Genomic DNA, 12,809 nt, shown 5'->3' on the forward strand with positions numbered 1-12,809 from the left:
CGTGTCAGTCCCGTCGAGCCTGATAGATGTCGGGCACCCCATCGTGGTCCGCATCGGTGGTTTCCAGCACATGGATCCGCCGGTATGCGGCGTTGCGGCTGGCCAGCACGACGGCCGCCAACGCCCCGGCCAGCACAGATCCGGACAGCACCGCGATCTTCACATCGACATCGGCCACGCTGCCGTCTTCGAAGGCCAGCTCACCGATGAGCAGCGACACGGTGAACCCGATCCCCGCCAGTAGTGCGACGCCGAGCACATCACGCCAGGCCAGCTCGTCGTCGAGGCTGGCCTTGGTGAATCGGGCCAACAACCATGTGGTGCCGAACACACCTATCGGCTTGCCCACCACCAAACCCGCGATGACACCGAGCGTCACGGGGTGTGTCAGGGCGTCGGCGAAGCCGTGAAATCCACCGACGGTGACACCTGCGGCGAAGAACGCGAACACCGGCACCGCCACCCCCGCCGAGAGCGGCCTGATCGTGTGCTCGATTGTCTCGGCCGCGGCGTGGCGGCCCAGTGCAGGCACCGTGAAACCGAGCAGCACGCCGGCCACCGTCGCGTGCACACCGCTGGCGTGCACCAGCGCCCACGCCGCGACGGCCAGCGGGACGAGCAGTGCCGGATGCCGGATGCCTTTTTGCACGGCCAGCCCGAAGAGCGCGATGGGTATCAGGGCGGCGAGCAGAGGCCCGGGCGCCAGGTGGTCGGTGTAGAAGGCGGCGATGACGGTGATCGCCAGAAGATCATCGACGACGGCCAAGGTGAGCAGGAAGGTTCGCAGGGCCGTCGGCAGGTGGGTGGACAACACCGCCAGCACCGCGAGTGCGAACGCGATGTCGGTGGCGATGGGCACTGCCCAGCCGCCGAGGTTCTCCCGGTGATGCGCGTTGACGGCGATGAAGATGCCCGCCGGGACGATCATGCCGCCGATGGCGGCCGCGATGGGCAGAGCGGCGCGGGCGGGGTCTCGGAGGTCGCCGGCCACGAACTCCCGTTTGAGCTCCACCCCCACGACAAAGAAGAAGATGGCCAGCAGACCGTCGGCCGCCCACGCGCTGATGGACAGATTCAGATGGAGCTTCTCTGGGCCGAGGACGAAGTCCGACAGTTCTTTGTAGCTCGCCGCCCATGGCGAGTTGGCCCAGATGAGCGCCGCTCCCGCCGCGATGAGCAGCAAGACGCCACCGACGGTTTCGCTGCGCAGGGTTTCGGTGAGCCGCTTGGTCTCCGGCCAGGAGCTGCGGGTGAACAATCGGCGCGTGATCATCTCGTTCCTCGGTCAGCAGTCAGCGACGCCGACCAGACTTCCCGGCACACCCGGGGCCAAGGCTATCGTGCGCACCTCCAGCTCGCCGCGTCTCGACCGCAAGCGACGACGCGCGAGCCGGCGCCGGCACTTGTCACAGAGCCGAGGTAATATCGCACATATGTTCGAACACTCGGCAGATCGGTGCACCCGCGAGGCAGCCTTGCGGGACCGCATCGCCGAGCTCGAACGACAGAAATCGGCCGCGGTGGCCGAGCAGGCCCGCCTGAGCGTGGAGTGGGAGAAAGTGCGCCGGACCGCCGAGGCCACGGCCGGCGTGCCCGTGTCCAAACGCGGTCGCGGCCTCGGCAGCGAGATCGCGCTCGCCCGCCGCGAGTCCCCGAACCAGGGGTCCAAACTGCTCGGATTGGCCAAGGCGTTGGTCCACGAGATGCCCCACACCTTGGCGCTGCTGACGGCGGGGCTGCTCTCGGAGTGGCGCGCCACCCTGATCGTGCGGGAATCGGCCTGCCTGACCGTCGAAGACCGCCGCCGGCTGGACAACGAACTGTGCGCCGACCCGAACGCTCTGGAGGGGTTCGGGGACGCTCGAATCACCGCCGAAGCCAAGAAGATCGCCTATCGACTCGACCCGCAGGCCGTGGTCGACCACGCCGCCAAAGCCCCCAAGGATCGCTACGTCTCCGTCCGTCCCGCGCCGGAGGGCATGACCTACGTGACGGCGTGTGTGCCGATGCCACAAGGCGTCGCCGTGTACGCCACCCTCGACAAGGCCGTCAAGACCAACGCTGATGACCGCACCCGCGGGCAGGTCATGGCCGACACCCTGGTCGAGCGGATCACCGGGCGTCCCGCCGAAGAACCCGTCCCCGTGACGGTGAATGTGGTGCTCTCCGACGACACCTTGGTCGACGGCGGCGACGATGCAGCCACCGTGGAGGGTTACGGACCGGTCCCGGCCGATGTGGCGCGCTCGCTGATCACCGACAGCCTCGACAACGACGGCGAGGTTGCCCTGCGCCGCCTGTATGCCAGCCCGGCGGGCGGCGCGCTGGTCGCCATGGAGTCGAAGTCGCGCACCTTCCCGAAAGCGTTGGCTCAGTTCATCCGGTTCCGCGATGACACCTGCCGCACCCCGTACTGCAACGCCCCCGTCCGGCACATCGACCACGCTCACCCAGCCCATCGGGGCGGACCGACCACTGCCGTCAACGGTCAGGGCTTGTGCGAACACTGCAATTACGTCAAAGAACAGTCCGGCTGGGCGGTCCGCGTGGTTCCCGGCGAATCCGGCCGGCATACCGCCGAATACACCACCCCCACCGGTGCGGTCTACCGGTCCACCGCGCCACCGATCGCCGGCGGTATGCGGGTACTCACCCGCGACATCCACATCGTCATGCCACGCAGGGCGGCATGACTCAGCGGGTCAGTACCGCCACGCATTCCACGTGATGCGTCAACGGAAACGCGTCGAACACCCGCAGCTGCTCCACGGTGTAGCCGTGCCGCAGGTACTCCCCCACATCGCGGGCGAATGATGCTGCCTCACAACCGATGTGGATCACCCGCGGCACCCCGGCGATCAGGTCGATGATCTCCCGGCCGGCACCTGTGCGGGGCGGATCGAGCACCGCGACATCCGCGCTGTCACGCCGCCCGGTCAACGCCCGGCGCACGGAGTCGGTCACCACCGACACCCACGGCATATCGGCCAGCGCGGTCCGGGCCGCCCGTGCCGAGCCGCGCGAGGTGTCGACCGTCAGCACCTGCCCGGTCTCCCCCACTTCGGTCGCCAGCGCCGCCGCGAAAACCCCTGCGCCGCCATACAGATCCCACGCCGTCATGCCGGGCTCCAGCCGCGCGGCATCACGGATCAACGCGCTGTAGACCTCAGGTGCATCGCGATGCGCCTGCCAGAACGCCGTCACCGGCACATGCCACTCGCGGTCCCCGATCCGCTGCAGCGCCTCGTACTGTCCCTCGACCACCTGAGTCTGCTTGGCCGGCCCCGTCTGAACGATGTGGCGCACACCGTCGTCGTCGACCGCGATGTGCAGCTGCGCACCGGGTGGCCAGCGCGATCCGTCCACACCGTCCACCAGCCCCGGCGCAAGCTGACCGCAGTTCAGTTCGGGATACAGCTCGGTGCTGTGGTAGCGGTGAAACCCGGCGTGCCCGGATGCGGAGACGTCGAGACGGACCCGGGTGCGCCAACCGGTGGACCCCACCGCGCCGACCTGCTCGGCCGCCCCCGACCATTCGTAACCGCCCAGGCGGCCCAACTGGTTGGCCACCACCTCACCCTTGATCCGGCGAGCGGCCTCCGGTGCGGCGAAGGCCAGGTCACAACATCCCGCACCATCCACCCCGGCGATCGGGCACAGTTCCTCGACACGGTCGGGTGATGCTTCCAGCACCTCGACAACGTCTGCGTGCCAATAGGATCCGCGTTCGGCACGGACCCGTACCCGGACGGTTTCACCGGGCAGCGCGTACCGCACGAACACCACTCGGCCGTCGTGGCGCGCCACGCAGCTACCACCGTTGGCCGCGGGCCCCGTGGTCAGGGTCAGCTCGGTCGTCGACTCGCTCAATCCAGGAACCCTCTGCGCGCGTCACCGGGCGCCGACTGCGGCGCCAGCTTCTTGAGCCGTTCCGACGAGCTCAGCTGCCACGGCACCGAGGTCACCATCACGTTGGGTTCGAACAACAGCCGGCCCTTCAGCCGCAGGGCGCTCTGGTTGTGCAGCACCTGCTCCCACCAATGCCCCACCACATACTCGGGGATGAACACCGTCACCACCGTCCGTGGCGACTCCTTGGTCACCCGCTTGACGTAATCGAGTACCGGCCTGGTGATTTCCCGGTAGGGCGACGCGATCACCTTCAGCGGGACGGTGACATCGCTGTCCTCCCATTCGTGCACCAGCTGCCGTGTCTCGGCGTCATCCACGCTCACGGTGATGGCTTCCAGCACGTCCGGGCGGGTGGCTCGCGCGTATGCCAGCGCGCGCCGGGTCGGCAGATGCAGCTTGGACACCAGCACGACGGCGTGATTTCGGCTGGGCAGCACGATGTCGCCCTCGGACTCCTCCTGAGCCACCAGTTCACGGGCCACCGTGTCGTAGTGCTTGTGGATGAGCTTCATGATGACGAACAGCGAGGACATGGCCAGGATCGCAATCCAGGCACCGGCAAGGAATTTCGTGATGACGACGATGACCAGAACGGTGCCCGTGCACACCAGTCCGATGGCGTTGATCACCCGGGACCGCATCATGTGCCTGCGCACCGCCGAATCGGTCTCGATGCGCAGCAGTCTGGTCCAGTGCTTGACCATGCCGATCTGGCTGAGGGTGAACGAGACGAACACGCCGACGATGTAAAGCTGGATCAGCGCGGTCACTTCGGCGCGGAACGCGATGACGAAGGCGATGGCCGCGAACGCCAGGAACAGGATGCCGTTGGAGAACGCCAGCCGGTCACCGCGGGTGTGCAGCTGCCGCGGTAGGTAGCGGTCCTGGGCCAGGATCGAGCCCAGCACCGGGAACCCGTTGAATGCGGTATTGGCGGCCAGGACCAAGATCAGCGCCGTGACACCGGCGATGGCGTACAGGCCGATCGGGAAATCGTGGAACACGGCGTCGGCCAGCTGCGCCACCAACGTCTTCTGGTGATACCCCTCGGGTGCCCCGATGAGCTGTTCGGAGCTCTCGGCCATCTTCACGCCGGTCTCCTTGGCCAGCACGATGATGCCGAGGAACAGCGTCGTGGCGATGCCGCCGAGCAGCAGCAGAGTGGTCGCCGCGTTGCGCGACTTGGGTTTCTGGAATGCGGGCACACCATTGCTGATGGCCTCCACGCCGGTCAGCGCCGCACATCCCGAGGAGAACGCGCGGGCCACCAGGAACACCATCGCCAGCCCGAGCACGTCGCCGTGCTCGGAGTGCACATCGAAACCAGACGACTCGGCGCGCAGTTCATGGCCCAACACGAAGATCTGGATGAACCCCCAGGCCAGCATGAGATACATGCCGATCATGAAGGCATAGGTGGGAATGGCGAAGGCGGTACCGGATTCGCGGATACCGCGCAGGTTGAGCGAGGCCAGTATCAAGATGGCGGCCACCGCGAACAACACCTTGTGCTGGGCGATGAACGGCACCGCCGACCCGATGTTCGACATCGCCGAGGCCATCGACACCGCCACCGTGAGGACGTAGTCGACCAGCAGCGCGCTGGCCACCGTCAGTCCCGCGGTGCCGCCCAGGTTGGTGGTGACCACCTCGTAGTCACCACCGCCGGACGGGTAGGCGTGCACGTTCTGCCGGTAACTGGCGATCACGACCAGCATCACGGCGGCGACGGCCAACCCGATCCACGGCGCCATGGTGTAGGCGCTCAGCCCGGCCACTGACAGCACCAGGAAGATCTCCTCAGGTGCGTAAGCGACCGACGACAGCGCATCGGAGGCGAACACGGGCAGCGCGATCCGCTTCGGCAGTAGCGTGTGCGCGAGCTTGTCGCTACGGAACGGCCTTCCGAGGACCAGCCGTCGCGCGGCGGTCGAGAGCTTGGACACGAGTGCCAAGACTAAGCCCACCGGCGATTGGCTGTAGCGTTCCGGGTGCGCAGGGTTGAATGGACTGTGGATGAAACGCTGTTCCTGGCAGACGGCCGAGAGGACCCAGGGTGCGGGTAGTGGTGATGGGATGCGGCCGAGTGGGCGCATCGTTGGCCGACGGGTTGTCCCGGATCGGCCATGAGGTAGCTGTGATCGACCGTGACAGCACGGCCTTCAACCGGCTCAGCCCCGAGTTCACCGGGGAGCGCGTGCTCGGAATGGGTTTCGACCGGGACGTGCTGCTGCGAGCCGGTATCGAGGAGGCCGGCGCGTTCGCCGCGGTGTCCTCGGGCGACAACTCCAACATCATCTCGGCGCGGGTGGCCAGGGAGACGTTCCGGGTGGAGCGCGTGGTGGCCCGCATCTACGACGCCAAGCGCGCCGCGGTCTACGAGCGCCTCGGCATCCCCACGGTGGCGACCGTGCCGTGGACCACCGACCGGCTGCTCAACGTGCTGACCCGCGAAACCGAGACCACCAAGTGGCGCGACCCGTCCGGCAACGTCGGCGTGGCAGAGCTGCCGCTGCACGAGGAGTGGGCGGGCCGGCCGATCACCGCCCTGGAGACCGCCACCGGCGGCCGGGTCGCCTTCCTGCTCCGGCTGGGGACGGGACTGCTCCCGGACGCCAAGACCGTCATCCAGGCCGGCGACCACGTGTTCTTGGCCGCGATCTCCGGCCATATCGCCGAAGCCATGGCCATCTCCGCACTGCCGCCGAGCGAGGACGAGAACTGATGAAGGTAGCCATCGCCGGTGCCGGCGCCGTCGGCCGCTCCATCGCCCGCGAGCTCGTCGAGAGCCACGACGTCACTCTGCTGGAACGTGATCCTCAACACATCGACGTCGACGCCATCCCCGCCGCGCAGTGGCGGCTCGGCGACGCCTGCGAACTGAGCCTGCTGGAATCGGTGAAGCTCGAGGAGTTCGACGTCGTGATCGCCGCAACCGGCGACGACAAGGCCAACGTTGTGCTGAGCCTGCTGGCCAAGACCGAGTTCGCGGTACCGCGGGTGGTGGCCCGGGTCAACGACCCCCGCAACGAGTGGCTGTTCGACGACAACTGGGGCGTCGACGTCGCGGTGTCCACGCCACGGATGCTCGCCTCACTGGTCGAAGAGGCGGTCGCCGTGGGTGATCTGGTGCGGCTGATGAGTTTCCGCACGGGACAGGCGAATCTGGTCGAGATCACCCTGCCCGACGACACCCCGTGGGGCGGCAAGGCCGTCAAACGCCTCCAATTGCCGCGTGACGCCTCGCTGGTGACGATTCTGCGCGGGTCGCGGGTGATCGTCCCGGAGAGCGACGAACCGCTTGAGGGCGGCGATGAGCTGATCTTCGTGGCGGTCGCCGAAGTCGAGACCGAGTTGCGCGAACTGCTGCTGCGCCCCGAGCGGGCTTAGCCTTCCGCCGACTCGCACAGTGCGGCGTGATGCGCGTGCACGGCACGCTGGGCGAACCGGATGGCGAAGTAGGTGACCACCGCGGCGACTCCCGTCAGCGGCCATCCCATCGCGATGCGGGCCACGCCGAGCCAGCCGGTCTGATCCGAGTCATACAGGTGGTGCTGCACCACGAAGCGTGACGCGAACACCGCCACCCATACCAGGGTGGCGATGTCGAAAGCGAGTACGGCACGGCGCACTTCGCGCCAGCCCCGCCCGTGGTCGTTGATCCAGCCCCACACGTAACCGACGATGGGCCGCCGGATCAGCACCGACAGGGCGAACACCGCGGCCCACACCAGCGAAGACCAGATTCCCAGCAGGAAATAGCCTTTCGAGGCGCCCACCAGGTAGGCGATCAGCGCGCTGATTCCGACGCCCATGAAACCGGACACCGCGGGCTGCAGCGATTCCCGACGGACAAGCCGCCAGACGAGAACCAGGGCCGCCACGCCGAGTGCGGCGAAGATGGCGGGCATGAGGCCCGCTGTGGTCGATACCGGGACGAAGACGACCACCGGCAGCGACGAATAGATCAGGCCGCTGATGCCGCCCATTTGGTCGAGAACCGCGCGTGCATTGTTCTGCTCTGTCCCCTGGTCGGGGTGGGTCACTTCTGAATCTCGTAGTGCGGGTTATAGATCGCCTTGGCGCCGTTCTCCAGCGTGCCGAGGCGGCCGTGCACCCGCAGGGTGAGGCCGGATTCGATACCGGGGATACGGCGCTGCCCCAGCCAGACCAGCATCACCGAATCGGTGCCGTCGAAAAGTTCGGCGCGGACACCGCTGCCACAACCCTTCGCGTTGGTCTCGACACAACGCAGGGTGCCGACCATCGTGACTTCTTGACCGCGATGACAGTCGATTGCGCGCTGCGCGCCGGTACTCGCCGCCTCGCCACTGAGCTCTTCGACGTCGAGCTGCTCCGGGTCTTCTGTGAGCCGCCGAGTGAGCCGGCGCAGATACCCTTCGGCCGTAGCCATGGCCTCTCCCTTGCCGTAAATCCGTCGTGGATTTACTTCCTGACTGTCGCCACGGTAGACCTCTTGGGTCCGAATCGCCACGTCGCGTCGGGCGCGTCGCACCGATGGGTGCACCATCATGTGGTGGCAGTGAATTTGCGTGGGGTGACGACGGTCCTGCTGGCCGGTACCGGGTCCGACGACGACTATGTGTACCGGGCGTTTTCGGGTGCATTGCACGAGGTCGGCGCGGTGCTGGTGACCCCGCCGCCGCAACCCGAACAGCTCATCGCGGGATACCTGGCCGCGTTGGACGAGGCGGTGCGTGGTGACGAACGCAACATTATCGCCGTCGGTGGCGTGTCGATCGGTGCGGCCGTCGCGACGTCCTGGGCCCTCGCCCATCCGGCACACGCGGTCGCGGTGCTGGCCGCCCTTCCGGCGTGGACCGGACCGCCCGACAACGCGCCCGCAGCCTTGTCGGCCCGGCACACCGCACAACTGCTGCGCACCGACGGGCTGGCCGCAACGGTGGCCACGATGCGCGCCTCCAGCCCCTCGTGGCTGGCAGAGGAACTCACCCGGTCCTGGCTGGCGCAGTGGCCGGCACTGCCCGACGCGATGGACGCGGCGGCCGGGCACGTCTCGCCCACCAGCACAGAACTGGCCACCTTGACGGTCCCGATGGGCGTGGCCGCGGCGACCGACGATCCCATCCACCCGGTCGATGTGGCCCTGGAGTGGGTGGCCGCGGCACCGCACGCCGCGCTGCGCACGGTCACCCTGCACGAGATGGGCACCGACCCGGGCGTACTGGGCGCGGCGTGTGTCGGCGCCCTGCTGGATCTCTAGCCGCCGGTGATGGTGCTGCGCAGCTGCTGCATCGCCGACATGGCGGTGCGCCGGGCATCCGGCGCCGGCTCTGCCGGTTCCCCGGCCTGAGCCTGCGCCTGGGCCTGGGCCGCGCGCAGCTGCTCGGCCATCGGGTCCGGCAGCTGCACGGTCAGCGGGGTGCGCACCGGCAGCGGTGTGTCGCCGCGCCGAACCACGGTATCCGCCAACGCTTCCCGGGCCTCGACCGCAAGCGCGTCGATGGTCTCGGGTGAGCCGTTGACCACGCACCGGATCATCCACCGGTAGCCGTCGATGCCGATGAAGCGCACCACGCCGGTGCCCTGACCTTGCGGAGCCGCGGTGACGCCGACGACCTCACGGCCCCAGCGCCCGTCCTCGATCCGCACCTTCGCGCCGTCCTTGCGCAGCGAATCGGCCAGCTCGCCGGCAACCTCACGCCAGAGCCCGGTCGACTTCGGCGCGGCGTACGCCGCGATGGTGAACCGGCCGCTGGGGGTGACCACCCACACCGAGCTGGGTACCCCCTGCTCGGTCAGCTCGACCTGTACCTGCCCGGCCTCGGGCATCGGGATCAGCACGGAACCGAGGTCCAGGCGGGCCACCGTGGCCACCTCGGGATCGTCGAAGTCCTCGATATCGAACGGGCCGTCGAAATCTTCGTCGTTATCTGCCATCACAAACTCGCATGTCCGCCGGAGGAACCGTGGCCACCAGCGCCACGGGAAGTGTCAGCCAGCCCGGCCTCGTCGAATGACGACACCTCGACCAGCTCGGGAAGTTCGACCCGTTGCACCAGCAGTTGAGCGATGCGGTCACCGCGCTTGATCGCTATCGGCTGGTCCGGGTCGAGATTGATCAGCGCCACCTTGATCTCGCCACGGTACCCGGCGTCGACGGTGCCGGGACTGTTCACGATCGAAAGCCCCACGCGCGTAGCCAAACCCGAACGCGGATGCACCAACCCGACCATCCCGTGCGGAATGGCGACGGCGATCCCGGTCGGCACGAGGGCGCGGTGGCCGGGTGCCAGATCCACGTCGACAGCGCTGAACAGGTCCACGCCTGCGTCGCCGTCGTGGGCCCGGCTGGGCATCGGTAGCTCGCGGTCCAGACGCACGACCGCCAAAGTGGCTGACACGACGGCTTACTCTACAACCGCGGCGATTACTCTTGGGCACGTGTCGGACACGCGCGCAGCCACCCAATCGGTCCGTTATCGGGAACGGCTTCGGGTGCCGTGGTGGTTCTGGCCGCCGGCCCTGGGCCTGGCGGCCCTGATCGCGACCGAGGTCAACATGGGCGTCGCCGCCCTCCCCGATTGGGTACCGTTCGCGGTCCTGCTGCCGGTGGCCGCCGCCACGCTGCTCTGGATGAGCCGCTGGGAGGTCCGGGTCGTCGACGGCGCCGACGGCCGGGCCGAAGCCGAATTGTGGGCCGGACAGGCGCACTTGCCGGTGGGTGTCATCTCCCGGTCGGCGGAGGTGCCGAAGTCGGCGAAATCGGCGGCCCTTGGTCGCCAGCTCGACCCCGCCGCCTACGTCCTACACCGGGCCTGGGTAGGACCCATGGTTCTGGTCGTCCTCGATGATCCGGACGACCCCACCCCGTACTGGTTGGTGAGCTGCCGGCACCCGGACCGGGTGCTGGCAGCCCTTCGCTCGTAGTTCAGGCCGCGCAATCGGTGCAGATCATCACGCCGTTCTTCTCGCTCGCGAGCCGGCTGCGGTGATGCACCAGGAAACAGCTCGAGCACGTGAATTCGTCGGCCTGCTTCGGCACGACACGCACCGACAACTCTTCACCCGACAGATCCGCGCCGGGCAGTTCGAACGATTCCGCGGACTCGGATTCATCGACGTCAACGACCGCCGATTGAGCCTCGTTACGCCGCGCTTTGAGCTCCTCAAGCGAATCCTCGGACACGTCATCGGTCTCTGAACGCCGCGGAGCGTCGTAGTCGGTAGCCATCTCATCCCCTCCGTTACCTTGCAGCAGAGCTTTGTACCAGCGTCGAACGCCTACACCAAATGATTCGTGCCCCGAATCCACTCAGAACGGGTGTGATTTATATCACATCCCAAATCCCCAGGTAGGGGATGGTGCCGGTATGAGCCCTTAAGGTGCAGGGGTGGTCGCTCTCATCACCGACGGCACGGCGTTCGACAAACACGGTCGCCCGTTCCGCAGACGGAACCATATTCCCGTCCTGTGTCTGTTCCTCGCGCTGGCAATAGCGACCGGCGTGGTGTGGGTGATCGCCCTGAACCGGCCGACCGATGTCCACGAAGCCGTCGTCTGCAACGCTCCCCCGGCGGCCACCGACCCGAATCAGCCGAAACTGGGCCAGCAGGTGTCGCGCCAGACCATGACCGAGGTGGTGCCGGCCAAGCTCGCCGACACCAAGACCAAGGTGCTCAACGCCAGCGGCCAGGGCGGTCAGGCCGCCGAGGTGTCCAGCGCCCTGCGTGATCTGGGCTTCGCCCAGCCGACCGCGTCCAACGACCCCGTCTACGCCGGCACCCGGCTGGAGTGCCAGGGCCAGATCCGGTTCGGCCCGGCCGGCCGCGCGGCCGCCGCGGCGGTCTGGCTGGTGGCGCCGTGCACGGAGCTGTTCCAGGACCAGCGCACCGACGACTCCGTCGACCTGGCGATCGGCACCGAGTTCGGCGAGTTGAGCCACAACGACGATATCGACGCCATGCTGGCCAGCTTGCGCCCGGACGCCACCCAGCCGCCCGATCCAGCACTGCTGCGCACCATCCACGGCGCCGCCTGCTGAGCTAGCGGGCGCCCAGGGTCCGCAGTGCGTCGCCGAGCGCGGCGGCCACCCCCGGGGCGGCCGCGCACAGCAGGTCCGGGTCCGGCAAGTCGACGACGGCACCGGCTTCGGTCGCGATGAGTACCCCGGCCGCCCAGTCCCAGACGTGCACGTCGTCCTCGTAGTAGGCGTCCAACTGGCCGGCCGCCACCATGCACAGATCCAGGGCGCACGAGCCGATCCTGCGGATGTCGCGTACGTCCGGCAGCAACCCGGCCAGCACCTGCGCCTGCCGGGCCCTCCGCTGCGACTCGTAGGAGAAACCGGTACCGACCAGCGCGAGCGACAGGTCGTCGATGGCGTTGCAGCGCAACGCCGTTGACCGACCGTGGCGTGTCACGGTGGCGCCGTGCCCGAGCGCGGCCGAGTACAGCTCGCCGGTCGCCACATTGGCGACCGCGCCCGCGACGGACCGGCCGTCGATCTGGACCCCGACCGACACGGCGTAATCGGCGATCCCGTAGACGAAGTTCACCGTGCCGTCGATGGGGTCGATCACCCAGACCGGACGGCCCGGTTCGACATCCGTGGACCCGCCCTCCTCCTCGCCGAGGACCTGATCGCCCGGCCGCAGCACCGCGAGCCGGTCGCGGATCAGCCGTTCGGTCTCGGTATCCACCACGGTGACCGGGTCGGTCGGCGTGCTCTTGGTACGGACCGGACCGTCGGCGCCGGGGGCGCCGGCGTCGTCTCCGAACACCTCATCGCGGCGGCGCACCACGAAAGCGGCGGCCTCGGTGGCCAATTGCTCGGCCACGGCGCGCAAAGTCAGCGGATCACAGTTGTTGGTTTCCACTCGACCATCGCAACACAGCACGTCTCGGGGCACTA

General features: G+C 68.0%; 15 protein-coding genes. 6 read left to right on the forward strand and 9 right to left on the reverse strand.

Translation table 11 applies throughout. The annotated features are described in order from the left end of the window. Positions 1-4 precede the first annotated feature (4 nt). The gene (gene nhaA, locus H7J86_RS03410) at positions 5-1,273 is read right to left on the reverse strand and encodes a Na+/H+ antiporter NhaA (protein WP_267289384.1); all 1,269 of its coding nucleotides are present in this window, start codon (positions 1,271-1,273) and stop codon (positions 5-7) included. A gap of 160 nt (positions 1,274-1,433) precedes the next feature. Here nhaA and H7J86_RS03415 point away from each other — a divergent pair, with 160 nt between their 5' ends. Then, positions 1,434-2,693, forward strand: coding sequence for an HNH endonuclease (locus H7J86_RS03415; RefSeq protein ID WP_267289386.1), 1,260 nt, complete (start codon positions 1,434-1,436; stop codon positions 2,691-2,693). 1 nt (position 2,694) lies between these two features. Here the strand turns inward: H7J86_RS03415 and H7J86_RS03420 are convergent, their stop codons facing one another. Together H7J86_RS03420 and H7J86_RS03425 are read right to left on the reverse strand one after the other, a co-directional pair. Further along, on the reverse strand, positions 2,695-3,870 hold the full coding sequence (locus tag H7J86_RS03420; RefSeq protein ID WP_267289388.1) for a class I SAM-dependent RNA methyltransferase: 1,176 nt from the start codon (positions 3,868-3,870) through the stop codon (positions 2,695-2,697). Continuing rightward, complete coding sequence (locus H7J86_RS03425) at positions 3,867-5,858, reverse strand: APC family permease (protein ID WP_090356462.1); 1,992 nt, start codon at positions 5,856-5,858, stop codon at positions 3,867-3,869. The genes H7J86_RS03420 and H7J86_RS03425 overlap by 4 nt, the downstream gene beginning before the upstream one ends. A 110-nt stretch (positions 5,859-5,968) precedes the next feature. Between H7J86_RS03425 and H7J86_RS03430 the strand changes: the two genes are divergently transcribed. Together H7J86_RS03430 and H7J86_RS03435 are read left to right on the forward strand one after the other, a co-directional pair. Continuing rightward, positions 5,969-6,637, forward strand: a complete 669-nt coding sequence (locus H7J86_RS03430; RefSeq protein WP_090356464.1) for a potassium channel family protein — start codon at positions 5,969-5,971, stop codon at positions 6,635-6,637. After that, on the forward strand, positions 6,637-7,302 hold the full coding sequence (locus tag H7J86_RS03435; RefSeq protein WP_090356466.1) for a potassium channel family protein: 666 nt from the start codon (positions 6,637-6,639) through the stop codon (positions 7,300-7,302). Before H7J86_RS03430 ends, H7J86_RS03435 begins: the two co-directional genes overlap by 1 nt. Here H7J86_RS03435 and H7J86_RS03440 read toward each other — a convergent pair. After that, complete coding sequence (locus H7J86_RS03440) at positions 7,299-7,901, reverse strand: DUF3159 domain-containing protein (RefSeq protein WP_267290561.1); 603 nt, start codon at positions 7,899-7,901, stop codon at positions 7,299-7,301. The two genes, H7J86_RS03435 and H7J86_RS03440, sit on opposite strands and share 4 nt — an antisense overlap. Before the next feature lie 53 nt (positions 7,902-7,954). Continuing rightward, the gene (locus H7J86_RS03445) at positions 7,955-8,326 is read right to left on the reverse strand and encodes an OB-fold nucleic acid binding domain-containing protein (RefSeq protein ID WP_090356470.1); all 372 of its coding nucleotides are present in this window, start codon (positions 8,324-8,326) and stop codon (positions 7,955-7,957) included. 123 nt (positions 8,327-8,449) lie between these two features. Between H7J86_RS03445 and H7J86_RS03450 the strand changes: the two genes are divergently transcribed. Further along, complete coding sequence (locus H7J86_RS03450) at positions 8,450-9,157, forward strand: alpha/beta hydrolase (protein WP_267289390.1); 708 nt, start codon at positions 8,450-8,452, stop codon at positions 9,155-9,157. Here H7J86_RS03450 and H7J86_RS03455 read toward each other — a convergent pair. Further along, complete coding sequence (locus tag H7J86_RS03455) at positions 9,154-9,834, reverse strand: DUF3710 domain-containing protein (RefSeq protein ID WP_267289392.1); 681 nt, start codon at positions 9,832-9,834, stop codon at positions 9,154-9,156. The two genes, H7J86_RS03450 and H7J86_RS03455, sit on opposite strands and share 4 nt — an antisense overlap. After that, positions 9,834-10,298 carry a dUTP diphosphatase gene (dut, locus tag H7J86_RS03460; protein ID WP_090356474.1) on the reverse strand — a complete coding sequence of 155 codons (465 nt, stop codon included), beginning with the start codon at positions 10,296-10,298 and terminating at the stop codon, positions 9,834-9,836. The genes H7J86_RS03455 and dut overlap by 1 nt, the downstream gene beginning before the upstream one ends. A gap of 40 nt (positions 10,299-10,338) precedes the next feature. Between dut and H7J86_RS03465 the strand changes: the two genes are divergently transcribed. Further along, positions 10,339-10,824 carry a DUF3093 domain-containing protein gene (locus H7J86_RS03465; RefSeq protein WP_090356476.1) on the forward strand — a complete coding sequence of 162 codons (486 nt, stop codon included), beginning with the start codon at positions 10,339-10,341 and terminating at the stop codon, positions 10,822-10,824. Position 10,825: 1 nt separating this feature from the next. Here H7J86_RS03465 and H7J86_RS03470 read toward each other — a convergent pair whose 3' ends face one another. Further along, positions 10,826-11,128, reverse strand: a complete 303-nt coding sequence (locus H7J86_RS03470; protein ID WP_090356478.1) for a DUF4193 domain-containing protein — start codon at positions 11,126-11,128, stop codon at positions 10,826-10,828. Positions 11,129-11,288: 160 nt separating this feature from the next. On the opposite strand from H7J86_RS03470, the gene cei reads away from it, so the two are divergent. Further along, a complete protein-coding gene (gene cei, locus H7J86_RS03475; protein ID WP_090356480.1) occupies positions 11,289-11,939 on the forward strand; it encodes an envelope integrity protein Cei in 651 nt (216 codons plus the stop codon). Position 11,940: 1 nt separating this feature from the next. Here cei and H7J86_RS03480 read toward each other — a convergent pair whose 3' ends face one another. Beyond that, a complete protein-coding gene (locus H7J86_RS03480) occupies positions 11,941-12,774 on the reverse strand; it encodes an inositol monophosphatase family protein (RefSeq protein WP_267289394.1) in 834 nt (277 codons plus the stop codon). Between the last annotated feature and the right edge of the window lie 35 nt (positions 12,775-12,809).

The sequence above is a fragment of the Mycobacterium hackensackense genome, from assembly GCF_025822555.1.
Taxonomy (GTDB): Bacteria; Actinomycetota; Actinomycetes; order Mycobacteriales; family Mycobacteriaceae; genus Mycobacterium; species Mycobacterium fluoranthenivorans.